This window comes from Kitasatospora cineracea, from assembly GCF_003751605.1.
GTDB classification, from domain to species: Bacteria; Actinomycetota; Actinomycetes; order Streptomycetales; family Streptomycetaceae; genus Kitasatospora; species Kitasatospora cineracea.
In genome coordinates, this window is record NZ_RJVJ01000002.1 from 863,309 (window position 1) to 889,560 (window position 26,252).

Genomic DNA, 26,252 nt, shown 5'->3' on the forward strand with positions numbered 1-26,252 from the left:
GTGAGGGAGGCTATCCGGTCGTTATCCGGTGCACACCACCGGGCCCGCCGCAGTGCCCCGCCGGACGGGCCCGGTGCCCCACCGGACGACCGCAGTGCCCCGCCGGGCGGATCCGGTGCCCCGCCGGGCGGCGCGGTGCCGCCCGACGGGTGCCCGGTGCCGTCAGGCGGACGGCGCCCCCGCCGCCCGCAGCGCCTCGACGTGCCGGCGCATCGCCTCGACCCGGGCGGCCGCCGCCGCGGCCGCCGGTGAGGTGCCGCCGGCCGACTCGCCCGGCCCGGCTTCCGGCGCCGGGGCCGGGACCGGCTCGGGGCGGCGGTGGCTGAGCATCAGCTCGCGGCTGCGGTCGGAGCGGGCGGTGATCCGGTAGTCCCAGTCCTGGCCGTGCTCGGACGGGCCGGCGAACCGGACGGTGACCTCGCGGGGCGAGACGCCCGGCTTGAAGTAGGTCTCCGCCTCGATCTCCCCGATCCGCTGCACCGGGTCGCCGTCCAGGGTGAACTGCCGGTGCATCGGCAGTCCGGGACCCTCGCCGCTGACGGTGAGGTGCAGCACCCCGCCCGCCCCCGCCGCGCCGTTGCCGAGCAGCGGCAGGACGGCGCCGGAGGCGGTGGCCATCGCGGAGGTGAGCAGGCCGCTGGCCGGGCCGTGGTCGGTCCAGGTCTCGCGCCGGACGTCGTACGGCCGGTCGGTCGGCCAGCCCTCGCGGGCGCCGGTGACCAGGTCGTCGAGGGTGAACGGCCCCTCGGCGCTGCGTCGCACCACGTAGTCGAGCGCCCGGCGCACCTCGGTGGCCGGCAGCGGTTCCCCGGCGGGGGCCTTGAGCAGGTCGCCGAGCAGGCCGGCCGCGGACTCGGAGCTGCCGCCGGAGAGTTCGACCAGCCGGTGGGTGGCCTGGATCCGCTGCTGGGCGAGCGGGGTGCCCGCGGTGAGGGCCTGGCCGTAGGCGGCCCGGCCGAGCCGCACCGTGCCGGCCAACTGCTCGCGTTCGGCGGGCGTGAGCGCCCCGTGGTCGTAGCCGCCGCTGCTGCCGTGGACCGCGTCGTGCACCTGGTCGAGCAGGCGGCCGCCCTCGGTGAAGTGCGGGGTGCCGTCCCGGTGTTCGGGGCTGAAGGCCCGGTACTGGTCGCCGGGGACGTCCACGGTGCGGGACTCGCCGCGCGGGACGTCCAGGGTGATGGGCAGCAGGCCCTTCTCGACGACCGGGTCCTTGCCCTTGTCGAAGAACGTCACCTCGACCTCGGCGTAGCCCTGGTAGCGGTCCACGGGGGCCGCGAACTTGCCGTTGGAGACGGTCTGGCCGGCCTCGTTGAGGCTGCCGCCCTCCCGCCACAGCCGCTGGGCCCCGGCGGTGATCCCCGGGCTGGTGGTGACGTCGCCGGTGATCTTGGCGCCGACCTGGGCCTGGGCGCCCGCGTGGTTCGCGGACAGGTCCGAGCGGGCGGTGCCGGAGGCCGTCGTGTTGGCGGGGCTGAGGTCCGTCTTCTCGTTGCTGCCGTCGTGCTCCAGCGAGACCACCTTCACGCCGACCTCGACGCCCTTGCCGCCGCCGAGCGTGACCCGGTTGGTCGGGGCGGTCGCGCTGATCCCCCCGCCCTGGCTGGCGGTGCCGAACATGGCGGACAGGTGGCTGTGCGTGGTGAGCGCGTTGACCTTGGGCTCCAGCTCCTTCCAGGAGGTCTTCCCGAAGTAGTCCTGCCCGCGCAGCCGCACCACGTCCCGGACGCCGCCGACGTCGCCGAGCCAGCGCAGCGCGTCGGTGTCACGCAGGCCGTTCTCCCAGATCCGCTCCGGCGGCACCGGGACCGCGGTGGTCTCCGGCGCCTTCACCGGGACGGTGCGCGCCGGGTCGTCGACGACCTCGTCCCGCCCGTACTTGTCGTTCGGGTCCGTCTCCTCCTCGGACTTCCGGCCCTGCGGCTCCGTCTTGCCGCCTTCCGTCTTGCTGCCTTCCGTCTTGCCGCCTTCCGGAGCCTTCGTCGGCTCTGTCTTGCTGCCTTCCGGGGCCTTCGCCGGGGCGGTCTCCCCCTCGGGGGCCTTGGCCGCCGGCGCCTTCCCGTTCACGAAGGGCTCCACCGGGACGGTCTCGCCGGTCTCCACGATGGTCTCGAAGCCGACCGTCGCGGTGCGCCGCTGGTGGACCGAGGTGCCCACCCACGGCTTGCGGGTGATGGTGAACTGGAGTTCCGCCTCGCCCCGGTAGGCACTGCCGGGCAGCTTCGACTTGGTGGCCAGGCCGGCCGTGGTCGACTCGGTCCGGACCTCCGTGTGGTCGTGGCCGTGCCCGCCGGTGCCGGTCAGTCCGGCGGTCACCGAGACCGGTGCGCCGGGGATCGGGGCCGCGCCGGTCGCCCCGAGGACGCCGATCTTGGAGTTGCCGCCGCCCTCGGTCCGGGCGAAGGTGCGCTGCACGTCGGTGCCGGCGTTGAACTCGGTGGTGCCGGACTCGCCGAGGTGCTCCATCCGGTCCCGCAGCACGGCGCCGACTCGGACGGTGGTCCGGCCGTGCCGCACCACGATCTCGTCACCGGCGGTCATGCCCTTGAGCCGGGACTGCAGCCGGTCCGGGGTGAGCTCCGCGTCCAGCTTGCGGCTGATCCCCTCCCAGTCGCTGCCGAACGGGTTGCGCTCGGGCCGGGCCGCGCCGTCCGGCCGGGCGCCGCCGCGGCGGGGCTTCCAGCCGGACTCCACCTGGTCCCGGATCGACTCGCCGAGCGTCCGCCGCGGCCCGGGCGCCCCGCCGCCCGTACCGGCCGAACCGTTCCGGTCCCCCAGCGCGTGCACGTCGGTGACGATCGCCGAGGAGTCCAGCCGCCGCCGCTCCACGAAGCCCTTCGGCTGCCGGGAGGTGGTCCGCCCGGTCGGCTCCGCGTCCTTCTTCCCGTCCTTCGGGTCCTCCTTGGGTGCGTCCTTCGGGGCCTCCTTGGGGGCCTCCTTGGGGGCTGCGCCCTCCTCGTCCTTCGGGGCCGGGGCGGTGTCCTCCTTCTTCGGCACCGGGACGGCGTCGCGCTCCGGCACCGCGACCCGGGCCACCGTGTCGACCTGGTGGGTGACCGAGCCGTCGGCGATGCCCAGCCGCTTGAATTCGACCTTGACGTCGTACTTGGCGTCCACGTCGAACAGCACGGCCGTCTCGACGTGCTTGCCGCGGTTCGAAGTCGAGCCGACCGTCTCGGAGTTGTGGCCGTACGTGCGGTCCACCCGGTAGCTGGAGCCGCCCGTGACGTCCAGCACCGGGGTCTTCAGCCGGCCGATCCCGCCGCCGTTCAGCCGGGTGCGGCGGTCGCCCAGGCTGCCCTGTCCGCTGGAGGTGCGGGTGCCGGACTCGAACTCGTAGTCCTTCGACGTGGAGTGGTAACTCGACTCCCCGGTCCGGGCGGTGACGGTGATCTCGGCCTTCCAGGTGGTGCCGGAGACCGTCTCGGTGAGCTTCCCGCCGCGGGTCAGCTGGGAGAGCTGCGACTTCAGCGCGAGCCGGTCGAAGGTCTCCCCGAGCTGCTGGCGGGTCTCCTCCGACAGTTCGCCGTGCTTCGTGCGGACGGCGTTCTCCACCGTGGTGCGGACCTGGTCCGCGCCGCTCAGGCTGTGCACCACGTACGAGGCGTTCAGCTCGCCCCGCTCGTGGATCCGGGGCGGCGCGGTGTGCGTCGCGTCCGGGTTGGGCGCCTTCGCGGCGGCGGACACGGGGGCGGCCTCGGGCAGCTTCTCCGGCCGGGTGAAGGTGTGGGTGCCGTCCTCGGTCTTCGCCACCTTCGACTTGACCGTGTTCCCGGCTTCGAGGCCCACCTCGATGCCGAGCGGCGCCGTGGTGTCCGAACGGCCGCCCGGCAGCGTCTCGCCCGGGCGCCCGAAGTGCACGTCCACCGCGAGCTTCGCACCGTAGATGACCTGCGGCGCGTTGTACTTGCCGTTGGCGTAGACCCGGTCGGCCTGCCGGTCCTGCCCGCCCTCCCGGTGGCGGTGCTGGGCGGAACCGGTGGCCAGCAGGTCGCCGCCGGGCGCGCCCTTGGCGACCGTCCCGCCGAGCTGGCCGTTGCCGGCCGCGGTGCGCGCCAGCATCCGCCGCTCCACGGTGAACGAGCTGTTCTCGTTCACCGTGTTCAGCGCGGCCTTGCCGTCCTCGCGCCGGTAGGTCATCTCCTGCACCCGGGCGGTGGCGGTGACCACCATGTCCTCCTTGCCCGGGATCTTCACCACCAGCGGCTCGCCCCGGGTCATGCCGGTCATCCGGGAGGCCAGCTTCGGCTGGCTGAAGCCCTGCAGCACCTGCTCGCGGACGGCGTCCCAGTCCTTGCCGAACCGCTCCCGGCCCTTGGCGTCCACCGCCGCGCGCAGCGCGGACGTGTTCTCCACGTCCCGGACCACGACGTCCTCGCCGAGCCCGCCCCGGTCGTTGCCGCCGCGCCACACCGACTCCGGCGGGCCGGCCACCTCGTGCTGCTCGGGCTCCGGCGCACCCTTGGCCTTGGGCTCCCCGCCGCCTTCCTTCGCGTCCTTCACGTCCTTCGCGTCCTTGGAGTCCTTGGGCTCCGTGCTGCCCTCGTCCTCGGGCTTGGGGGCCGCGACGGGGGCCTTGGTGTCCGCCCGGTCGACCAGCAGCCGGACGTCGGCCTCGCCCGCCGGGTGCGCCGTGTCCTTGCCGTTGAACTTCACCTCGTAGTGCACGGCGCCGTCGTAGAGCACACCGGGCACCTTCGACTTGCTGGTCAGCTGGGAGACCCGGCTGTCACCGGAGATCTCCACCACGTCCCGGCCCAGCCGCCCGGAACCACCGACGTTGATCAGGGCCGCACCCGGCTTCAACCCGAGCGACGCGCCGAGCTGGCCCGCGTTGCCCTTGTTGGTCGCCGTGCTGTGGACCTGCTGGACGGTGGTGCCGATGTTGAACTCGGTCTCCTTCGTGGTGCCGACCTGCTCCAGCGTGCCGACCCGCGCCCCGATCTCGACCGTCCCGAGGCTCTTGCCGTTCCGGTCCGTCAGGTTGACGGTGAGCGGCTCGCCCGCCGTCATCGACTTGAGGTCCCGCTGCAGGCGTCCGAAGTCGACCTCGGCGAGGACCTTCTCCTTCATCGCGGGCCAGTCCTTGCCGAACTCCCGCGCACCCGCCTGCTCGACGTGGTCCAGCAGCCCCTCGACCGGCCGCTTGCCCGAGCCGCCGTCGCGCGGCTTCAGGTCCAGCACGATCTCCTGACCGCCCACCCGGCCGTCCAACAGCCGCTGCGGGGGCACCCGGTGCTCGCTGTCGGCCCCCATCGTCGGACGCTCCGGCACCGCCACCCTCATCGTGAGGTCCACCTGCGCGGTGTGCCCGGACTCGGTCCGCACCGGGGTCCCCCGGTGGCTCATGTTGCCGAAGTCCAGCTCCAGCCGCATCGTCGAGTCGAACAGCTCCGCGGTCCCGGAGGTCTTCGACCGCGCCACCATGCCGCCCAGGTCCACGTCGACCTGGGCCTGGCCGCGGTCGTGGAAGTACCCCACCATCTCGGTCGGATCGGCGATGCCCTTCGACTCCCGGACCTGGACGCCCACGTTGTACTGCCACTGCGAGTTCCGGTTCCCGCCGGTCGCCACCGTCCGGTCCGCGCCGTTCTCGAACTCGATCTTGTCGGTCCCCGCGGGCTTCGACTCGGTGACCCGGCCGCGCAACTCCACGCTGCCGCTCCACCCGTGCCGCTCGAACGAGGCCGTCCACACCTCGCCCCGGGACAGCGCCCCGAGCATCGGGCGCAGCGTCGCCGGCCCGAAGTGCTCCTCCGCGAACGCCCGCGCCGCCGCCCGGTCCCCCGGCACCATCCGCTCGATGGCCGCGACCACCTGCTCCCGGACCGCCTTCTCGTTCCCGGTCAGCCCGACCACCAGGTCCGTCCCGGCGATCGGCCGGGGCGCCGTGGACTCCTTCTTGCCCTCGGGCGAGGGGAGTTCGGGCTCGGGCTGCTTCTTCTCCTGCTCCGGCTCGGGCTCCGGCTGCTTCTTCTCCGACTCGGGCTCGGGCTCCGGCTGCTTCTTCTCCGACTCCGGCTCGGGCTGCTTCTTCTCCTGCTCCTGCTCCGGCTCGGGCTGCTTCTTCTCCTGCTCCTTGAGCGCGTTCTCCCACTTCCCGTGGCTCGGCGACGGGGCACCCTCCGGGCGCGGCACCGGCGCGCTGCCGTCGTAGTGGGCGGGCGCGTCGTGCTCGGGCCCGTCGTTCCGGTACACCGTGACCTGCCGGCCGTTCTCCGGGCCGAACGTCCCGACGTGCTCACCGTTCGGGTCGAGGACCCGCAGCCGGACGCCCAGCGCGTTGGCCGCCGCGACGGGCAGCATCTCGCCCGCCTGGGTGTTCCAGCGGTTCCCCCAGTCGCGGACGGTTTCGAGCAGCGCCTGCCGCTCGTGCGGGAGCGGCGGCGGGGCAGTGGTGAGGATGTGGTCGCCGACGATCGTCCGCAGCTCGGCGAGCGGCACGTCGCCGAACCCCCCGCGCACGTCCTCGGGAAGGTAGGAGAGCAGCTCCTCCCTGGACGCGTTGCCCCGGGCCACCAGATCGCCGCGGTAGTTGGTGACGACCTCCTGCGGCCACTGGTCCACGGGCAGCGTCCGGAAGTGCTCCTCGACCTCGGCCCGCAGCCGGTCGTGCGCGCCGTTCACGCCCGAGAGCTCGGGCAGGCCGACGACCAGCGAACGCAGCAGGCACAGACCGTCGGCCGCCACCGGAACCAGCTTCCCGGCCGGCGGGAACTCGGGCCGCTCCTCGGTGTCGTCCTTCGGAGCCTTCTCCTCGTCCTTGTCCTTGCCCTCGTCGCCGTCCTTCTTGCCCTGCTCCTCGTTGCCGTCCTTCTTGCCGTCGCCCTCGTCGTCCTTCGGGGCCTTGCCCTCGCCCTGCTCCTCGTCGCCCTGCTTCTTGCCCTGCTCCTCGTCGCCGTCCTTCGGAGCCTTGTCCTTGTCTCCGCCCCCGTGGTCCTCGGGGCCCTTGTTGCTCTTCTCCCCCTCGGGGGACGGCGGGTGCTGCTCGTGGACCGGTGCGTGCTGGGTGCCGAGTTCGGGCGGGGCCGAGGCGGACCGGGGGCGGGTGGTTCCGGTGGGCGGCGGCGGGGCGGGGGTGTCCTCGGTGTGCTGCTGCCGCGGGGGTTCCTGGTGTTCGGTGGGCGGCGCGTGGTGGGGGACCGAGCCGAAACCGGGCTGGTTGTCGTTGCCGCGCGGCGTGCCGGTGCTCCCGGTGCTGCCCTGCGGCGCCTGCTCGTTGCCGCGGTTCTCCAGCAGTTGCTGGCGGCGGGCGAGCTTGGCCGCCTTCGTCTCTTCCTTCTTCCGGCGCGCCTCGGCTGCGGCTTCCGCCTTCTGCCGTTCCGCTTCCAGCTGCTCCGGGGTCTTCTCCGGCTTGGCCGAGAGCGCTTCCCGGCGCTTCTCGAGGTCGTCGTTGCTCTTGACGACCTCTTCCGCTTGCTTCTTGCGGTCGTTGAGCAGCTCGTTGGCCTGCTTGGCCCGCTCTTCGGCGGCGGCGAGCTGCTTCTGGTGTTCGGGGCTCCGGTCGTCCGTCTGCTTGAGGCGCTGGACCTCGGCCTCGGTCTGCTGGACGAACTCCTCGGTGCGGGCGACGGAGTGCTTCGCGGCGGAGACGGCGGGACCGTACTGGCGCAGCGCGTTGTCGAGGTTCCTCTTGTTCTCGCCCTTGTTGGCGTTCTTGTCGCCCTCGCGCTGCCGGTCGTCGACCCGGTCGGACATCCGGGCGGCGGCGAACGCGATCGGGTCGAGGGTGCCGTCGTTGCGGTAGCGGCCGTCGCCGTCCGGGTTGTGGACCGTGAGCGGGCGGTACGGCGGCCGGCCCTCGCCGGCCGGGCCGGGGCCGTGGCCGGGGCGCGGGTCGATCGGGAGGCCGGAGCCGAACTTCGCCTCGGGGCGGTAGAACCGGGAGACGAGGTCGCCGAGTTTGCGTTCGGCTTCGTCGACCTGCTTCTTCGCGGCGGGTTCGCGGTCGGTGCCCCTGGCGTCTTCCAGGTCGCCCTTCGCCTTGGCCAGTTCGTTGTTGAGGCCGACGGCGTGTTCCCTGAGCGCGGGTCCGCCCCGGTGGATCTCCTGGACGACGGACAGGGCGAGGCCCTCGGCCACGTCCTTGCCGTGGAAGACCTCCTGGTCGAAGGTGACGTGCTGCTTCGCGCCGCCGTTGCCGGGGTAGGTGTGCTCCCACTTGCTCTTCTCGCCGGTGGCGGTGGAGCCCTCGACGTACTTGGTGGTGCGGACGGTCTCGCCGTTGGGCAGCTTGTACTCCTGCATGGCCGGGCGGTCCAGCGGTTCGAGCTGGTCGTGCAGGGAGACCCAGCCGTCGTGGTGCTGCAGGATGTCGGAGCCGAACACCATGGTGGTGGGGCCGTAGCGGGTGACCATCTTCTCGTCGCCGACCTCCATCCGGAAGAAGGCGAAGTCGTCGTTGCCCAGGCTGCTGGTGTTGGTGTCGCTGCTCTTCCCGGACGCCATGAACTTGACGTCCCGCCGCATGAGGTCGCCCTGCGAGGAGAGCATGCCGGAGTTGGCGATGGCGTGGTAGGCCGGGGTGGAGTGCTTGAGCCGGTAGGGCAGGTCCTTGAGCGAGTCGTGGAGGTCCTGCAGTTCGGGGTCGTCCTTGAGGTGCGGTTCGACCTGGTCGCGCAGGTTGCCGAGGTTGCGATCGGACAGGGCGCGGACGAAGTCGGCCCGCTGCTCCGGTGGGAGGGTCGACAGGTCCTCGGGGAGGTTTGCCAGGTCCTCGTTGGTGAGCTTCTTCGAGCCCTCGGCCTTGGGCTGGTTCGCCGGGTCCTCGGCCTTGGGCTGGTTCGCCGGGTCCTCGTGCTTCGGCGGGTTCGCCGGGTCCTCGACCTTGGGGGTCTCGGAGGCCGGCGGCTTCTGCTGCCCGGCGCTGTCCCTGATGTCCTGCTGGACGGTCTTCCACTGGGTGCCGGTGGGCACGTCGGCGTACGCCTGGTCGCGGCGGAACTCGCGGACCCGGTTGTGCAGCAGGTCCATCAGCTTCGGGTCGAGCGCCAGCGGGACGCGGCTGCCCGCGCCCTGCGGGTGCGGCTCGGACAGGGTCTTGGAGAGGCCGGTGAGCGGGCCGTACTCGTTGCGCAGGTGGTAGAGGCCGCCGTGGTCGGCGGCGCCCGTGACCTGGCCCTTGAGCAGGCGGTCCAGTTCGTCGCCGCGCCGCACCGTCTCCTCCTCGTAGGCGCGCCGCGCCTCGGGGGTCGGGTGGGCCTGCTCGAAGCGCGGGGGGTCCGTCAGCAGCTGGAGCCGCTCGCGCAGTTCGTCGCCCTTGCCGACGATCTCGTTGCCGGTGGCGCGCAGGTGCTTGCCGGGGTCGGCCCCGTCGTTGCCCAGCCGGGCCTGCTCGTCCAGCCACTGGGCCCGTTCCAGCACCTTGGTGGCGGTCTGCGGGTAGTCGCTGCGGATCAGCATGTCGGCGAACTGGTGGAGTTCGGGCTGCGACAGGTGGTCGACGTTCACCTCGACCGGGGTGTCCTTGCGGGTGGTGAAGTCCTTGCCCATCCAATCGGAGAACGCGTTCGGGTGGGCCTGGTCGTCGGTGGAGGGGACCCACTTCTTCTGGTCCGCGTCCCACTTGATCCTGACCGACCCGTCCTGGGTGACGGCGGCCTCGTTGTCGCGCCGCTGGGCGGCTTCCGGGTCGTCGTCCTGGTTCTGCTTCCCGTCCTTCTTCTTCGCTCCGAAGCCCTCGTGGTCGGCGGTCGGCTCCGGGAGCGGCCGCTCCTCGGGGCGGGAGAAGTTGGAGTAGGTGTCCATGAAGGCGGGGTCGTGCGGCCCGGAGATGTTGTTCTCGTGCGGGTCGGCGACCGAGGCCCAGACCGTCCAGTCGGAGCGGAAGTTCTCCGGCAGCCCGCCGGTCGCGGGGGCCGTCGTGTGGTCCGACAGGTCGGCCCAGCGCAGTTGGCCGTCGTGGTCGTGGACCAGCGCGACCACGTGGCCGGTGCCCTCCTTGCCCGCGCCGAGCACGGTGGCGAAGCTGCCCGGGCCGCCGGCCCGGACCGTCTCCATCAGCTTCGGGATCGCGGCGGCGCCCTCGCCGAACAGCGCCGGACCGTCGTGCCGCTTCCACAGCGTGCTGCCCGGGTTCTGTTCCACGTCCCCGTGCAGCGTCTGCCCGGCGACCCGGGGACGGCCGAAGTGGGTGTCCCGGTAGGCCTCGACGTTCTCCATGCAGGCGTTCAGGTCGTCGCCGACCCGGAAGCCCTCGCCCGGGTGGACGGGCGCGGCGTGCGGGTTCACCTTCTCGAGCAACGCGGGACTCACCGGCGGATGCGCCTTCGCTTCGCCGCCGAGGTGGTTCACCAGGTCCTGCGTCAGCGGGTCGTGGGTGCCGACGGCCCGGAAACCGCGGTCCTGCATGACCGCGTCGCTGTTCTCGTACGACGGCGTCCGGCGGCGCTTCGGCTCCTGCTCGGAGACGGGCTGGTCGTCCTCGTCCTCGTCCCGTCCGCGCTTGCGGCTGTTCGACGGGGAGGGCTGCGGCGTGGCGTCGCCGTCCGCGTCCCGCTGGTGCGGGACGGCCCGGGTGTCCTGGGCGGGCGCGGTGGCGTCCGTCGGACGGGGCGGCTGGTGTTCGGGCGCGGCAGTGCCGTGCGCGGTGGCGTCCGTCGGACGGGGCGGCTGGTGTTCGGGCGCGGCGGTGCCGTGCGCGGTGGTCGACGCGGGCGCCGAGTCCGACGCGGGCGCCGGGCGCGACGGGAGCGAGCCGAAGTCCCGGGCGCCGGTGCCCTGTCGGCTGCCCTCGGCGGGGGGCGAGACCGGCGGCGGCACGGACGTGCTCTCGTCGCCGGACCGGGCCGTGTCCGGTCGCGGGGTCACCGGCCCGGGGTTGTCGGTGGAACCGGACGGCTGGGGCTGCCGGGCGGCACTCTCGTCCCGCATCACCCCGATCCAGTCCGACTTCCGGAACTCCGAGAGCAGGGTCTCGGGGGTCCGGTTCGGGTAGGCCGCCAGGGCCTGGTCCGCCAACTGCCGGATGGGGACCTCGCTGGCGTTCAGGAACTGCTGGTTCGCCTCGTTCGCCCTCTGCAGCTGGGCCACCGTGGCCTCGACGTCCGCGAGGGTCTTGCCGGGCCGCTGGAGCTCGGCGACGAGACGCTCCTGGGCTTCGAGCCGCCCGCTCATGTCATTGACGAACCTCTTCAGCGTCTGGACGGACGGGTCCCGCGGGTCCAGCCCCTTGGTGAGGCCGTGCGCCGCGTCCTGGAACTGTCCGAGCTGCTGCTTCGCCCTGACGTGGTACGGGTCCACCGTCATCTTGACGAGGTTCTCCGGGGTCTGCGTCGCGACCTCGAACGGGATGGTCGACTGCTTGGAGACCGTCGGCGGACGGTTCGGATCCAGGATGTTCGTGTGCGTCTCCTGGCTGACCAGTTCCCAGCCCTGCCCGTTGTGGCGCAGCATGTTGGTCGCCGCCGGCGTGTGGCCGGGCGGCAGGGGCGCCGCGTAGTCGTGCAGCCCCGCCCACTGGGTGACGGTCTTCCCCAGCCGGAAGTCGGCGCCGGCCTGCAGGTTCTCCGAGGCGGAGTACGACTGGTAGTGCCACGCCGTGAAGGTGTCCTCGCCGGGCTTGACGGTGGCCACGAACGCGCAGCCGTTCATCGCGTCGGTGAACACCAGCCCCTCGCGCGGGAGGCCCGGGTGCGGGCGCAGCGGGACCTCGGTGTGACCGATGGTGTGGTCGGCACCGGGACGCTCGCTGGCTTCGTAGGGCACGTACGCGCCCTTCACGTAGTGGCTGTCGTCCTTCAGCGGCGGCAACTGGGCCCCGACCGGCTCGGGGAAGCGCTCGAGTCCGGGGAAGCTCTCGGGGTGCTCGGCGAAGTGCGCCGCGTACTTCTCCCACGCGGGCACCAGGTGGTAGGAGGGCTTGCCGCCGTGGCCGGCGGCCGGGTCCGGCTCCATCGTGAACCAGTGCTTGTCGCTGCTCTTCATCGCGTTGAGGAACGCGATGTCCTGCCCCGGCCTCAGCCCGGGCATCCGCTGCTTCACGCCTTCGGAGAAGTCCACCGAGAGGAGGTTGTCCTCCAGGAACCTCGCCGGGTCGTGCATGATCCCGTGCTCCGGCGTGCCCACCGGCGGCAACGGCTCCGGCTCGACGTGCGGCACGGCCTCGTCGTGGTCCGACGGCCGGTCGGTACCGTCCTGCTGCTCCCGGCCCTCGTGCTCGTCCCGGACCTGCGACGACTCGGGGCCGGCCTCGTGCTCGGGCCGGAGCGAACCGCCGCCCTGGTGGCTGCCGCCGTTGCCGGTCGCGCCGTTCGGGTGGACGGAACCGGACACGCCGGAAGTTGACGGCGCCCCGGATCGGATCCCACCGCCCACGTCACCGACACCGCGGACCGGACCGGTCACCGGTCCCGACCGGTGACCGTCCTGCCGCGGGACGGCCCCGAAGCCCGTCGGGCGGCCGGACGCACCGGCCCCGCCGCGACCGGCACCGGCCGCACCACCGGCCGTCGCACCGGGCAGGTACCCGCCGCCCGCCATCGGGGGCGGCGTGGCGGTCGACGACGTGACGTCCGGGACCGCGTCCGGCGACTCCTGACCGGGCAACTGCTCCGACCCGGCCGGACGCATCGGCGTCGGGGCGGACGCCCCCCGAGTGCCACCGTCCAGATGGGTGCCACCGCCACCGGCCAGGTTCGCGGCGCCACCGAGCACGCCCGACAGGTTCGGCACCGCGGACTGGTGCGCCGCCGCGGAACCGTCGGACTGCTCCGTCCCCCGCGACGCAGGACCCTCCTGGTGCGGCAACGCCGTCCCGTGCGCCTGCGCGGCGACCGGCTCGTGGCGCGGGGCCGGAGTCTCGTGCGGCTGGGCGACCGGCTCCTGGCGCGGGGCCGGAGTCTCGTGCGGCTGGGCAATCTGCTCCTGGCGCGGGGCCGGAGTCTCGTGCGGCTGCGGAGTCGGCGACTCGTGCGGCTGAACCGCCACCGGTTCCGTGCGCGGCGCGGGCGACTCGTGCACCTGCTGGGCCACCGGCTCCGGACGCGGCGTCACACTCTCATGCGGCTGCGGCGCGGGCGACTCGTGCACCTGCGGAGTCGGCGACTCGTGCGGCTGAACCGCCACCGGCTCCGTGCGCGGCGCCACGTTCTCGTGCACCGGAGCCGACTCCTGGCGCGGAACAGCCTGCTCCTGACGCGGAGCAGCGCTCTCGTGCACCTGAGCCGCAGGCTCCTGACGCGGCGCCACGTTCTCGTGCACCGGAGCCGACTCCTGGCGCGGAACAGCCTGCTCCTGACGCGGAGCAGCGCTCTCGTGCACCTGAGCCGCAGGCTCCTGACGCGGCGCCACGTTCTCGTGCACCGGAGCCGACTCCTGGCGCGGAACAGCCTGCTCCTGGCGCGGAGCAGCGCTCTCGTGCACCTGAGCCGCAGGCTCCTGACGCGGCGCCACATTCTCGTGCACCGGGGCCGACTCCTGGCGCGGAACGACCTGCTCCTGACGCGGAGCAGCGCTCTCGTGCACCTGAGCAGCGGGTTCCTGACGCGCCGTCACGTTCTCGTGCACCGGGGCGGCCTGCTCCGTGCGCGGTGCCACGTTCTCGTGGACCGGCGGGGTGGCCGTCGGCGTGGAGTCCGTGTGCGGCCTCACCGATTCGACCTTCGGCGTCGCCGCCTGGGTCTCGGCGTGCGGTGCGGGGGTGTCCTGGATCCGCACGCCCGTCTGCTCGCGCGGCGTGGACGCGGGGGTCTCGTGGGTGGCGGACCCGGCGGAGGTGGTGGTGTCGTGCGCCTGGGGGGTGACGGGCGTGGTCGTCGGGTGGGTGCCGCCCGCGGTGTCCCCGGCGCTGCGGCCCGAGCCGAACGGCGCCAGGCCGCTGACCTTCGACTCGCCCGCGCCGGCGCCCGCGCTCGCACTCGTCCCGGAGCTGTGCCCGCCGGACGAACCGGCCGCCGCAGCACCCGCACCCGCACCGGCGCCAGCGCCAGCGCCGAGCAGCGAGCCCGCGCCGGTGCTGCCGTGCGTGCCCGCGCTCTCCGCCGAACCGCTGCCGCTGCTGCTGCCGCTTCCACTGCTGCCACTGCTGCCACTGCTGCCGGAGGAGGACGTCCCGGACGGCCCCTGGTAGGCGCTGTCGCCGGAGGAGGTGGCGGACTTGTTGAAGGTGGGCGGGCCGTCGTGGCTCGCGCCGCCGCCGGTGCTGCCGGTGCTGTGGGGGAGGTCGAGCTTGGGGGCCTCGGCGGGCTTGGGGGCGGCGGCGTGGCCCTTGAGGGCGGAGGCGCCCGCGTGCAGGCCGGCGCCCGCGCCGCCGGAGAGGCCGGAGCCGAGCAGGGACTCGCTGTCGACCTTGCCGGTGGTGATGAGCTGGGTGGAGACGTCGGCGCCGACGCCGACGGCCGCGCCGGTGGCCATCTTGCCGGCGGTGGAGTTGAGGGCGCTCTCGGCGCCGATCTTCTTGCCGGCCGCGCCGATGCCCTTGCCGATCAGGTGGGCGGAGGCGCCGCCGACCGCGCCGCCGAGGGCGTTCTGGCCGACTTCCTTCATGTCGATGCTCTTGCGGTGGCCCTCGGCCAGCTCGATGCCCTGGGCCAGGAAGTTGATCGCGGCCATCTGGGCGGCCTGCTTGGCCGCCATCTCGAGCATCTCCTTGAGCAGCTTCTTGAGCAGCTGCGAGACGACCACCCGGCTGGCCGCGATCATCACCGGGACCTCGAGCAGCGAGGCGCCCGCGGTGAACGGGGCCTCGGCCTCGGCGGTGGCCAACTCGAAGGCCAGGATGCCGAGTTGCGCGATGATCTGGATCTTCGCGGTCTCCGCGGAGTTGGCCACCTGCTCAAGCATGTCGCCCATGCCGTTGAGCGCGTTGATCGCGCCGGGTAGGTAGCCGGGGTCCTGCTCGGTGCCCTTGCCGACCGAGTACTTGTCCCAGTACTTGCCGAGCGCCTCGGCGGCGTTGCCCTTCTGTCCGTCGAGGGCGCGCTTGATCGTCGAGTCGGCGCTCTGGGTGGCGTCCTTGAGGGAGTCGGCGGCCTTGCGGCAGTGGTCCGCCATCTCGCGGAGTTGGTCCTCGTCGGCCTCGGGCCAGCGGGTTCCGGCGAGCAGGAGCAGGACCCACTGGAGCGGCTCCGGGAGTTCGACAGCCATGGGGTCAGTGCCTTCCGCTCTGGGTGATCCGCGGGGTCATCGGGACGTGGACGGGGGTGGACGGCATGGAGGGGGAGGTGGGCATCTGCACGGGGCTGTCGATGTCGCCGAGTTCGGAGACGACGTTCTGGTCCGCGTTCTGGTAGCTCTCGGCCATCGCCTTCAGGCCGTCGGCGATGCCCTTGAGCGCCTCGGGCAGGCCCTTGACCACGTCCATGGTGTCGTGGCTGTACTTCAGGTAGCCCTTCTCGCCCTCGGCGAACTTCTTGCCGGACTCGTCGTTGCCCCACGGGTTCTGGGACTCCATCGAGGGCAGGAAGGCGCTCAGCGAGCGGTAGACCGAGGCGACCTGCTCGGAGGCGGCGAGCATCGGCGAGACGGCCGCCCGGTACTGGTCGGGGTCCACCTGGAAGCCCGACCCGGCGTTGCCCGACCCCCCGCTGCCGGAGGCCGCGCTCCGCTTGGCGGCGGCGGTCTCGCCGCGCCGCAGGGCCCGGTCGGGCGTGGCCTCGCCGCGTTGCAGGGTCCGCATCGGTTCGGCCTCGCCGCGCTGCAACGTCCGGTCCGGTGCGGCCTCCTGCGCCGGAACGCCCCGCTCCATCGGCCGCAACGGCTCCGCCTCCTGCGCCGGAACAGCCCGCTGGAACGGCTGCAACGGCTCGGCCTCCTGCGCGGGGACGCCCCGCTGCAACGTCCGGTCCGGTGTGGCCTCCTGCGCCGGAACAGCGCGCTGGAACGGCTGCAGCGGCTCCGCCTCCTGCATCGGGACACCGCGCTCGAACGGCTGCAGCGGCTCCGCCTCCTGCGCCGGAACGCCCCGCTGGAACGGCTGCAACGGCTCCGCTTCCACCCGCTGGAACGGCTGCAACGGCTCGGCCTGCACCCGCTGGAACGGCTGCAACGGCTCCAGCGGCTCGGCCGGCTGCTGGCCCTCCTCCGCGGCCCGGAGGACCCGGTGCTGCGGCTCCAGCGGGACGCTGTCGGGGATGACCGTGCCGACCCGCAGGTGGGCGGGTTGGACGGGTTCCTCGGGCAGCAGTCGGGCCGTGCTCGGCTCGGACGCGGCGTACCAGGCCGACTCGTCGTTGCTCATGGGAGGGTTCCTTCGTCGGTGCGGGGGTGGCGGCGGGCGGGCGCGCGGGTCAGTCCGCGGCGGGGGCGGCCAGCCGGGAGAGGGCGGCGCGCAGGAACGGGCTGGGCACCTGGAAGCCGCCCTCCTCGCGGAGCGGGGCCCGTTGCGGCGCGGCGGCCGCGCCCTCGGCGGCGGGCGCCGGGGCGGTGGTGGCGGCGGGCGCGTCGGGGTGGCCGCGGCGGGCGGCGGCGCTGCGCGAGCGCTCCAGGTAGGCGGCGTCGTCCGTGCGGTCGGCGCCCTCGGCCGGGGTGTCGGTCCGGGTGCTCGCCGGGGTGTCGGTCCGGGCCGTGGTCGGGTCGGCCGCGGGGCTGCCGCCGGGGGTACGGTCGGTGTCCGGCGTGCTGTCGGTGGCCGGGGTGCCGTCGGTGCCGTCGGGGGTGGTCGCGCCGCCGCCGAGCAGGACGCCGGCCAGCTGGTTGATCATGTCGTTCTCGCTGGCGGGTCCGGCCGGGGCGACCGTGGCGGGTTCCGGTTCGGCGGTGGTGAAGGTGCCGTCGGCGCGGGCGTCGTCGAGCCAGCGGCGGCGGGCCCGGTGCCACTGGCGGTCGCGCGGGTCGACGTCGGCGGCCTGGCCGAGGATGCCGGCGTCGCCGTAGAGCTCCTCGTCCTCCTCGCCCTCGGCGCCGAACCGGGTCGGGCTGACGAAGCGGTTGCCGCCCTTGTCGCCCTTGCCGCCGCGTCCGCCGCCGCCCATGCCGCCGGGGCCGTGGGCGCCCGCGCCGGGGGTGCCGGCGGCGCCGTTGCGGCCGCTGGTGCCACTGCCGCTGCCGCCGGCCGCCAGGACGCCCGCGCCGGCCCGGCCGACCGCGGAGCCGGCCCCGGACATGCCCTTCGCGCTGGCCCCGCCGGCCGCGCCGAGGCTGCCGGCGCCGCCGGAGCCGGCCCGGTACGCGGAGCCGCCCGCGCCGCCGAGGCCGCCCGCGCTGCCGCCGCGCCCGGCCAGGGCGCTGCTGCCGGAGCCGACGCCGCCGCCCGAGCCGCGCAGGGCCGAGCCGCCGGCGCCGACGGTGCCGCTGCGTCCGGCGGTGCTGCTGCCCAGGCCGAACGGGCTGCCGCTGGTCCCGTTGAAGGGGGCGAGGCCGCTGCGGCCGAGGCTGCCGGGGTTGCCGGAGGTGACCAGGCTGTTGCCGAGGACACTGCCGAGGTTGAGGCTGCTGCCGGGGCCGCCGCCGCTGGTGCCGAGGCTGCCGGGGTTGTAGCCGCCGCTGGGGGTGTACCCGCCGCTGGGGGTGTACCCGCCGGTGTTGCTGGCGGGGCCGCCGAGGTCGCCCAGGTCGCCGAGTCCGGCCAGGCCGAGCGAGCCGGCGCTGCTGGAGAGCGGGCTGAAGGTCGGGGTGGAGGCCACCGGGCCCGCGCCGTTGCCGAAGTTGGGCATGTTGGGGGTGAGCGGGGTGAAGGGCGCCAGCCCGCCGGAGCCGGAGCCGCCGGGGCCCGAACCGCCGCCGGAGCCCGAGCCGCCGCCGAAGCCGCCGCCGCCCGCGCCGCCGTACGCACCGCCGCCGCCGGTCCCGCCCGCGCCGCCGTACGAGCCGGCGCCGCCGCTGCCGGACGCGCCGCCGAGGGAGCCCGGGTCGCCGACGCCGCCGAGGCCGCCGTACGCGCCCGCGCCGCCCGCTCCGGACGCGCCGCCCAGGGCCCCCGGGTCGCCGACGCCGCCGAGCGCACCGGCGCCGCCGAGCCCGTCCGCGCCGCCGAGGGCGCCCGCACCGCCGAGGCCGTCGGCGCCGGTCGCGCCCGGGGCGTACGGGTCGCCGGGCAGGGCGGTGCCCCGGATCCTCATCGCGGCCGCCGTGCCGTCCGCGCCCGTGCCGCCCGCTCCGGCGGCTCCGCCGGTGCCCGAACCGCCGCCCGCGGACGTCCCGTTGAGGGCGCAGGTCTGGCCCATGCCGGTCATGTCGGTGATGTGGTCGGCGCTCTGCCGGAGCATGCCGTCGACGTTGCTGCCGACCTGGCCGATGTACTGGTGGTAGACGGCGGCGGCCTGCTTGACGCCCTCGGACTGGGCGATGTCGTCGTGCTTCCCGGCCGGGTGGGCCTCCATGTACTCCTTGGCGTACTGGAGTTCGCGCACCATCTCGGTCTTGGTGCCGCTGACGGCCTCGGAGGCGCCCTGCAGCGAGTTGGCGATCGCCACGCCGGACTGGAGGGTGGTGGCGACGTGCGAGCCGTCGCCGGCGGCGAACTTCTGCAGGTACTGGGAGAAGCTGTCGGCGGCGGGGCCGGACATGCTGGACATCGCCCGCTGGGCGGCCTCGGTGATCGCCCGGACGTGGGTGTCGGCCACCTCGTTCCAGGTTTTCCAGGCGTCGGCGAGGTTGGCGAGCAGGTCCTCGTCCCCGTCGGGGAAGGCGATGTCCGCGCCGTTCTCGTTGCTCTGGACGGTCTTGAGGACTTCGGCGAGGTCGGCGGGCAGCTCGATCATGGCGGGAGGTCTCCGGAGAGGGGAGGTCGGGTGCGGAGCGGGTGGCCGGTGGCCGGGGCCGACAGGGGCCCGGGCGGCGGCAGCGACGGGCGGTGCGCGGCGGGTGCCGGTCCGCGGCGGCGGAGCGGCACGGGCCGGTGCGGTGCAGTACGGGGCGGGCGGCGGGCGGACCGGGGTCCGGTGGCGCCGCCCGGCGGCCCGTCAGATCATTCTCGGCCCGGCGCCGCCGCCGTAGCCCGGCCGCAGCAGCGGGTTGGGGTGGTTGTAGTCGAGCTCGGGCGCGTCCGGGTCGTGGTAGCCGACGCCGGGGTCGGTGTTGCCGATCGGGGTGATCGGGGCCGGCGGCGGGGGCGGCGTCGGTTCCGGGACGGGGTCCGGTTCGAGCAGCGGCCGCATCGGCGCGTCGGGCAGCGAGGCGGGCACCGCGTCGACGGTGTCCGGTTCGAGCAGCGGCAGCCGGGGCGCGAGGGGCAGCGAGGCCGGGACCGCGTCGACGGTGTCCGGTTCGAGCTGCGGCAGCAGGGGGCCGAGGGGCAGCGAGGCCGGCACGGTGCCGGTCGATGCCTGGCCGACGGGCGCGGAGAGCGTGCCGGTCGGGATGACCTGGCCCATCGCGGCGGCCTGTTCGTCGTCGTTGGCGCGGTGCCGGGCGACCATGGTCTGCAGGTTCTCGCCCACCGCGGTGGCGTTCTGCATCAGGGTGCGGATGCCCGCGAGGACCTGTTCCTGGTGCTGGGCGAGGCCGCCCACCGAGGAGCTGCCCCCCAGCAGGGCCTTGCCGAGCAGGTCGGTCCCGTAGACGGACTCCTGCACTTGTTTGACGGCGGCCTCCAACTTGTTGGCCGGTCCGTTCAGTTCGTCAAGCAGCCCCATGATCTTCTTGGAGGCTGCCTCGACCTCGTCGAGGTCGATCCACACCGTCTCGTCCGCCACCGCACACCTTCCCGAACTCCACCCGCCCCCGGTGGGTACGCGTCCGCACCGGCGGCCCGGTCGGGCATGCCTGAACACCGGAGCGGAACGGCTCCGGGCGTGCCCGTGCCATGCCCGCACCGGCCCTTTTCGCAGGCAACCCTAACCCGCCGCATGAGCGCGCACAGCCAAGGCCGGGTGCCGGGATGACGATGCGTCATCCCGGCACGAGCTTTGCAGAGCTTTCGACTCCTGTAAGGAGCCACAAAGCATGCATCAGGTAAATTCACGGCGTGAAACCGTAAGGGAGGTAAAGAACGGACGTGCGTGTTCCGGGTGGATCGTGAAGGTTCTGGAGAGGTTGTGCGCTAGAGGGTGACGGCTCCGCTCGGGGTGACGATCCGCAGGCCCGCCTCGTCCAGTTCGATGGCCAGTGGAGTGCCGTCCAGCGCCGCCTCGTTGAGCAGCGTCGCGCTGGAGAGGTGCCACAGCCGCAGCGTCCCGGCGGCGTCCCCGGCCGCGAGCAGCGCCTCGCCGTCGAACTCCTTGCCGACCACGGCCCGGACGGCCGCGCCGCCGCCGGTCAACTCGGCGGTCCGGCTGCCGTCCTGGACGTCCCAGACCAGCACCGTGCCGTCGCCCGCGCCCGCGATCACCACGGGGCGGCCGCCGATCTCGGCGAACGTCACCACCTCGGCGGGGCGGGGCAGTCCGGCGCAGACCGGGCCGGCCGCGCCGCTGCCCGCGTGCCACAGCCGCACCGTCAGGTCCTCCCCGGCGGTGGCCAGGATCGGCTGCCCGCCGGCCACCGTGGCGGCCAGCGCGGTGAACGGGCCGCGCCCGGTGGCGAAGCGGCGGCTGTCGGCGCCGGTGGCGGCGTCCCGGACGGAGAGCGCGCCGTCCCGCCCGGCCGAGGCCAGCAGCGGCTGCTCGCCGGGGGTGAAGGCGATCCCGGCGACCGGCCCGGCGTGCGGGACGGGCAGCGGCAGCGCGCTGCCGTCGGCCAGCCGGTGGCTGCGGACGGCGCCCGCGGCGGTGCCGCACAGCAGCAGGTCGGCGGTGAGGTCGAGGGTGTGCACCGGGCCGCCCTCGCCGGGCAGGTCGAGGAGTTGGCCGCCGGTGGGGGCGTCCCACACCGCGACCGAGCCGTCGCCGAAGCCGGCCGCCAGCACCGGGCGGCCGTGCAGGGTGCCGGCGGCCAGCGCGGCCAGCGGGCTGCCGGGGCGCCCGGCGGGCACCGCGGCGGTCGCGGGCCGGCCGGTGGCGGCCTCCCAGACGGTGATCCGGCCGGTCTCGTCGCCGGTGTAGAGCAGGCCCTCGACGGCGGCCAGGCCGGTGAGCCACTCGCCGGCCGGCCAGCCGTGCAGCGGGCGGCCGTCGTACACGTCCCAGGTGCGGACGGTGCCGTCCAGCGCGCAGGAGGCCAGCACCGGGCGGTCGTCCAGGGTGGTGAAGGCCAGGCCGGTCACCGTGCCGGTGTGGCCGTCGAGTTCGGCCACCGACTGGCCGGTGGCCAGGTCCCACAGCCGGATCCGGCGGTCCTGCCCGGCGGAGGCCAGCACGGCCTGGTTGTCGAGGGTGAGCACGGCCAGCGCCGCGACCTCGCCGCGGTGGCCGACCAGCAGGTGCATCAGCTCGCCGGTGCCCGCGTCCCAGACCCGGACGGTGCCGTCGGGGGAGGCCGCGGCCAGCAGGTCGACCCCGGCGCAGTGCGCGGCGCGCAGCGCGGTGGCGCCCCGGCCGCCGGTGGGCAGGGTGCCCAGCACCCGGCCGTCGTCGGCCCGGACGGCCCGCAGGTCGCCGGACTGCCCGGCCGAGAAGGCCACCGGGATGTCCCGGCAGACCAGCGCGGCGACGGCCTGCGCGCCCTCGCCGCCGGTGGTGCCGTGCGCGACCCGGCCGGTGGCGGCGTCCCAGACCTGGACCGAGCCGTCGGTGCTGCCGACCGCGAACAGCGAGCGCCCGCCGGCCTCGCCGAGCGCGACGGCGGTGGGCGCCAGGCCGGCGTCGGCGTCGGAGCCGCCGAGCGGGGCGGCGTCGTCCAGCGCGGTGAGGCCGAACGCGCCGTCCTCCTCGACCAGCGCGTACGCGGCGCGGCCGGCCACGGTGCCGACGGCGGCGGCGCTGCGGGCGGTGCCGGCGGCGGGTTCGGTGCGGGCCAGCGCGGTGGCCAGCGCGGCCGGGGCGCCGGGCTCGCCGAGGGCCTGGCCGAGCAGCGCGGCGAGGACCGCGGCGGAGGCGGGCAGCGGGGCGGCGGTGCCGTCGGTCCACTGCCGGTCGGCCTGGCCGGGCTGGCCCTGGACGGTGAGCCGCCGCCCGGTGGCGGGGGTGCCGTCGGGGGCGGGGGCCTGGCCGGCGCCGGCCAGCACCCGGCGGATCAGCGCGGCGTCGATCCGGCCGGTCCGTTCGAGGTCGGCGCGGGTGGCGCGGAAGGCGCCGTCGGCGGTGATCACCAGTTCGCCGAGGGCGCCGTCTTCCAGTCGTACGCTTCCTGACATGTCGTCACTCCTGGTTCGGTGCGGGGAGTTTGGGGAGCCCCGGGGTCAGCAGAGGTCTTCCGGTACGAGTGTCGCGTGCACCGCGTCGTGCAGCCGGTGGGTGCGGGAGCTGCGGAACAGCGCGGGGCGGTAGCCGGCCCGGCGGAAGCCGATGGCGGCGCCGGTGAGCTGGCTGGGCATGTTGTCGGCGGCGGCGAAGGCGTCGATCCGGCGCAGGCCGATCCGTTCGAAGCCGAACCGGCAGACCAGCCGGAGCGCGGCCTTGGCGGTGCGCAGCCGGCGGTGCTCGGGCAGCAGCCAGACCGCGACCTCGGCGCACTCCTGCTCCGGGTCGAGGTTGACCAGCTCGGCCCAGCCGAGGGCCTCGCCGGTGTCGGCCGACTCGACGGCGAAGTAGGCGGCCCGGCCGGTCTCCCACAGCATCGGCGGGACGTCGGCGAGCCACTGCTCGGCGGCCGCGGCGTCCCGGTGCGGGACGACGGCCTGCAGGAACTCCCGCACCAGCGGGTCGTGGGTGCCGCGGTGCACCAGGGCCGCGTCGCCGGTGCGCGGTCTGCGCAGCACCAGCCCGTCGGCCGTCATCGGTTCGTCCCGCACTTCGGCGAGCGTCAGCATCGCTCCCCCCGTCCCGCCTGCCCCGACCACCTCGCGGACGGCTCTCCCGGAGCCGCCCGGCGTACCCTCCCCCGCCGTCCGACCCGGCGTCAAGTCAGGCCCGCCCCCCGGGCGTTTGTGCACGTCAGCGGGACGTTAGTGGAACGTGAGCGGGGCCGCGCAGACTCGGTCGTGGGGTTCGTCACTCCACGTCCCGCCGCCCACCCGGCCCACTCTTTCTCTCCCGGGCCGGGCGCCCCCGCTACGGGCGGCGGGACCCCCGCACCGATCGGGAGCGGCCCGCAGCCGGCTTTCGCCGTCGCGCTCCACGTACCGGGCCGGCCGCTGCTGGAAGGGCGACATGTCCTCCCGTTCGAGGTCCTCCCCGTACTCGTGCCAGTCCTCGTCCTCGCCTTCCTGGAGCCACAGGGGCGGTTCGGCGTCGAGCCCGGCGCGGACGTCGGACCGCTCGCGGACGCGCACGGGGCCGGGGGCTTGCGCGACGGCGGTCTCCGTGCCCTCCGGCACGTGCACGACTCGCGCGTACTGCCCGGGGACGGAGGATGAGCCGGAACCTCGCCGCACTCAGTCGACGGTGACGCCGAACAGGTCGTACAGGGCACCGGCGCCGGGCGGGGTCACCCGGAGGGCGCGGCCGGTGCCCACGGGTTCGAGCCAGCCGGTGTCCACCGCGTGCGCGCGCAGCGCCGTGCCGAGGACGCCGGCCAGGTGGGGCCGGCGTTCGGTCCAGTCGAGGCAGCTGCGGACCATCGGGCGGGAGCCGCGGCGCGCCGGGTCCAGGTCGATGCCGATGCGGGCCAGCCAGGCGCGGCCCGGCGCGGTCACCGTCAGGCCGGTGTCGTCCGCGACGACGCCGCGCGCCAGCAGGGAGTCCGCGAGGGCGACGCCGAGGCGGCCGGCGAGGTGGTCGTAGCAGGTCCGGGCGCGCGCCTCGGCACTGCGGCGGACGCTGTCGCGCAGGTTGCGCGGGACGGGCGCGGCACCCGGTTCCGCCGCGAACGCCGCCATGTCCTCGACCAGCGCGGCGGTGCCGGGCCCGGCCAGCCGCAGGTAGCGGTGCCGGCCTTGGCGCTCCTCGGCCAGCAGCCCTCCGGCGACCAGCCGGGACAGCTGCTCGCTCGCGGTCGACGCCACGACTCCCACGTGGTGGGCCAGTTCGCCCGCGGTCCAGGCGCGGCCGTCCAGCAGAGCGAGGCAGATCGCGGCCCGGGTGGGGTCGGCCAGCAGCCCGGCGAACCGGGCCAGGGGTGGTACGGACATGCGGCCATCATCCCCCGGCCGCGGTTCGGCGGGCGTCGAAGTGTCCCGCGCCTAGCGTGGGCCGCATGACGATCTCCGACCCGTCCGTCCGCTCGCCCCGCGTCACCGCGTACGCCGACGCCCGCGCCGTGCTCGACCATCCGTTGCTGGTCCCCGAACCCGCCGGCGCCGCGGCCGGCGCGGCGGACCCGCCCGTCGGCTCACTGGCCTGGCTGCGCGCCTCCGTCGCCCGCTTCACCGGCGACCCGCAGGCGCACGCCCGGCGCCGCGCCCGCGCGGAGGCCGGGCTCGCCGGGCTGGACCCGCGCGACCTGCGCCAGGCCGCCGCCGGTTCACCGGTCGGCGCGGACGACCGGCACACCGTCGTCCGCCTCCTGGCCGAGGAGCTGGGCCTGCCGGACCCGGACGCCGTGGCCGAGGCGGTCGTGACGGTCTGCGCCGGGTACTTCGGCGAGGAACTGGATCCCGCTCGGGCGCAGGCCGCGGACGAAGCCGTCGCGTCGCTGCTCGCCCGGACCACCCGGCCCACCCGACCCGCCCGGCCCGCCCGGCCCGCCCGGCCTGCCGGGAAGGACGACGCGGACGGCACGGAGAGCACGGACGACGAGGACGGCACGGACGACACGGAGGCTGCCGCGCAGCGGATCGGGCTGCTGGTGCAGGCGTGCGACGCGACCGCCCGGCTGGTCGAGCACGCCCGCCGGGCCGCGCCGAACGGCCTCCCGCCGGGTGGCGCGGACGTCCTGCTCGCCGAGGTGCTGCGGCAGGACCCGCCGGTGACCGTGCTGCGCCGGCGGGCGCTGGCCGACGCCCGCGTGGGCGGGCTGGACCTCCGGGCCGGGGAGGTGGTGCTGGTCGACGTCGCCGCCGCGGCGCCGGACGCCCCCGCCGACGGCGCCCCGGACGGTCCGGCCCCGCTCGCCTTCGGCGCCGGCCCGCACCGCTGCCCGGGCCGGGCCCAGGCGGTGGCGCTCGCCGCCGGGCTGCTGGAGCGGGACGACCCGGCGGCGCAGGTCACCGGCGCGGTCGCCCGGGCGCTGGACCTCGCCGCGACCTGGACCGCCTGGGACGGGCGGCCGCTGGCGGTGGACGACCGCGTCCACACCCCGCACAAGGCGATCCGCCGGATCGCCGACCACCTGGTCGACCACCTCGCCGAGTTGGAGGCCCGCATGGCCGGTCGGGAGCCGCAGCCGGACCACTGGCACGCGTCGGCGACCACCACCCCCGCCGACCTCGCGCCGTTCACCGCGGAGGACCTCGACGAGGCGCGCAGCCGCCTCGTCCGGCTCGGCCACGTCTGGGCCGACCGCCTCGGGTCGCTGAGCGACGCGCAGTTGGACCGCTCGCCCGGCCGGGGCTGGTCCTTCCGCCTGCTCGCCGCGCACGTCGCCGGTTCGCTGGACTACTACGCTGGGGCCGTCGGCCGCCCCGGCGCCGGCGCCGGCCCCGAGGGACGGGAATGAGCACCGCCGGCGGTTCCGCCGCCGCCTTCCGCGAACTGCACCACCGTCCCGGCGCGCCGTTGCTGCTGCCGAACGCCTGGGACCACGCCTCCGCGGCCGCGCTGGCCGCGGCCGGTTTCCCCGCCGTCGGCACCACCAGCCTGGGCGTCGCCGCCGCGGCCGGGCTGCCGGACGGGGCCGGCCGGACCCGGGCCGAGACACTGCGGCTCGCACGCGGGATCGGTGGCGGGTCCTTCCTGCTCTCCGTCGACGTCGAGGGCGGCTTCAGCGACGATCCGGCCGAGGTCGCCGATCTCGCGGCGGAACTCGCCGAGGCGGGCGCGGTCGGCGTCAACCTGGAGGACGGCCGCGCCGACGGCGGCCTCACCCCGCCGCGCCTGCACGCGGCGAAGATCAGCGCGGTCAAGTCGGCCGTGCCCCGGCTCTTCGTCAACGCCCGCACCGACACCCACTGGCTGGGCGGGGGGCGCGGCGCGGAGACGGCGCCCCGGCTGGCGGCCTACCGGGACGCGGGCGCGGACGGCGTCTTCGTGCCGGGCCTGACCGATCCGGCGGCCATCGCGGCGGCGGTGGATGCGACCGCGCTGCCGCTCAACGTCCTTGCCGCACCGGACGGGCCTTCGCTCACCCGCCTGGCCGGGCTCGGTGTGCGCCGGGTCAGTCTCGGCTCGCTGCTGTTCCGGCTCGCCCTCGGCGCGGCAGTGGACACCGCGGTCGGCTTGCGCGCGAACGGCGTGCTCCCGCCGGCGCCCGCGGTCCCGGGCTACGCCGAGGTCCAGGCCCTGGCCTCGCCCGGGGACTGAGGGCCCACCGGCCCACCGGCTCCCCGCCACCGACCCGTCCGACCTGTTCGAAGGCGTGCCGGC

The 26,252-nt window shown here is 75.1% G+C and carries 9 protein-coding genes; 2 read left to right on the forward strand and 7 right to left on the reverse strand.

The genetic code is table 11. The annotated features are described in order from the left end of the window. Nucleotides 1–162 precede the first annotated feature (162 nt). From EDD39_RS30300 to EDD39_RS30345, 7 genes are all read right to left on the reverse strand, one after another. Nucleotides 163–15,081 (reverse strand): WXG100-like domain-containing protein, encoded by a 14,919-nt coding sequence (locus EDD39_RS30300; protein WP_148089560.1) that lies wholly within the window; start codon nt 15,079–15,081, stop codon nt 163–165. Between the two features lie 4 nt (nt 15,082–15,085). Further along, nucleotides 15,086–16,174 (reverse strand): hypothetical protein, encoded by a 1,089-nt coding sequence (locus EDD39_RS30315; protein WP_123562168.1) that lies wholly within the window; start codon nt 16,172–16,174, stop codon nt 15,086–15,088. A 49-nt stretch (nt 16,175–16,223) separates the two neighbouring features. Further along, a complete protein-coding gene (locus EDD39_RS42310) occupies nt 16,224–18,635 on the reverse strand; it encodes a WXG100-like domain-containing protein (protein WP_123562170.1) in 2,412 nt (803 codons plus the stop codon). A 201-nt stretch (nt 18,636–18,836) separates the two neighbouring features. Next, nucleotides 18,837–19,568 (reverse strand): hypothetical protein, encoded by a 732-nt coding sequence (locus tag EDD39_RS30325; protein ID WP_123562172.1) that lies wholly within the window; start codon nt 19,566–19,568, stop codon nt 18,837–18,839. Nucleotides 19,569–19,915: 347 nt separating this feature from the next. Beyond that, the gene (locus tag EDD39_RS30330; RefSeq protein ID WP_123562174.1) at nt 19,916–22,045 is read right to left on the reverse strand and encodes a WD40 repeat domain-containing protein; all 2,130 of its coding nucleotides are present in this window, start codon (nt 22,043–22,045) and stop codon (nt 19,916–19,918) included. Nucleotides 22,046–22,090: 45 nt separating this feature from the next. Continuing rightward, nucleotides 22,091–22,660: a GNAT family N-acetyltransferase gene (locus EDD39_RS30335; protein WP_123562176.1), complete on the reverse strand. Its 570-nt coding sequence runs from the start codon at nt 22,658–22,660 to the stop codon at nt 22,091–22,093. Nucleotides 22,661–23,224: 564 nt separating this feature from the next. Then, the gene (locus EDD39_RS30345) at nt 23,225–23,920 is read right to left on the reverse strand and encodes an ArsR/SmtB family transcription factor (RefSeq protein ID WP_123562178.1); all 696 of its coding nucleotides are present in this window, start codon (nt 23,918–23,920) and stop codon (nt 23,225–23,227) included. Nucleotides 23,921–23,985: 65 nt separating this feature from the next. On the opposite strand from EDD39_RS30345, the gene EDD39_RS42585 reads away from it, so the two are divergent. After that, nucleotides 23,986–25,386, forward strand: coding sequence for a cytochrome P450 family protein (locus EDD39_RS42585; RefSeq protein ID WP_341869343.1), 1,401 nt, complete (start codon nt 23,986–23,988; stop codon nt 25,384–25,386). Next, nucleotides 25,383–26,189, forward strand: a complete 807-nt coding sequence (locus EDD39_RS30355; protein WP_123562180.1) for an isocitrate lyase/PEP mutase family protein — start codon at nt 25,383–25,385, stop codon at nt 26,187–26,189. Before EDD39_RS42585 ends, EDD39_RS30355 begins: the two co-directional genes overlap by 4 nt. The last annotated feature ends 63 nt before the right edge of the window (nt 26,190–26,252 follow it).

Coding starts and splice junctions, on each gene's coding strand:
- EDD39_RS30345 (WP_123562178.1), bottom strand. CDS start 23,920: ATGTCCGTACCACCCCTGGCCCGGTTCGCCGGGCTGCTGGCCGACCCC.
- EDD39_RS30330 (WP_123562174.1), bottom strand. CDS start 22,045: ATGTCAGGAAGCGTACGACTGGAAGACGGCGCCCTCGGCGAACTGGTG.
- EDD39_RS30300 (WP_148089560.1), bottom strand. CDS start 15,081: ATGGCTGTCGAACTCCCGGAGCCGCTCCAGTGGGTCCTGCTCCTGCTC.
- EDD39_RS30315 (WP_123562168.1), bottom strand. CDS start 16,174: ATGAGCAACGACGAGTCGGCCTGGTACGCCGCGTCCGAGCCGAGCACG.
- EDD39_RS42585 (WP_341869343.1), top strand. CDS start 23,986: ATGACGATCTCCGACCCGTCCGTCCGCTCGCCCCGCGTCACCGCGTAC.
- EDD39_RS30335 (WP_123562176.1), bottom strand. CDS start 22,660: ATGCTGACGCTCGCCGAAGTGCGGGACGAACCGATGACGGCCGACGGG.
- EDD39_RS42310 (WP_123562170.1), bottom strand. CDS start 18,635: ATGATCGAGCTGCCCGCCGACCTCGCCGAAGTCCTCAAGACCGTCCAG.
- EDD39_RS30355 (WP_123562180.1), top strand. CDS start 25,383: ATGAGCACCGCCGGCGGTTCCGCCGCCGCCTTCCGCGAACTGCACCAC.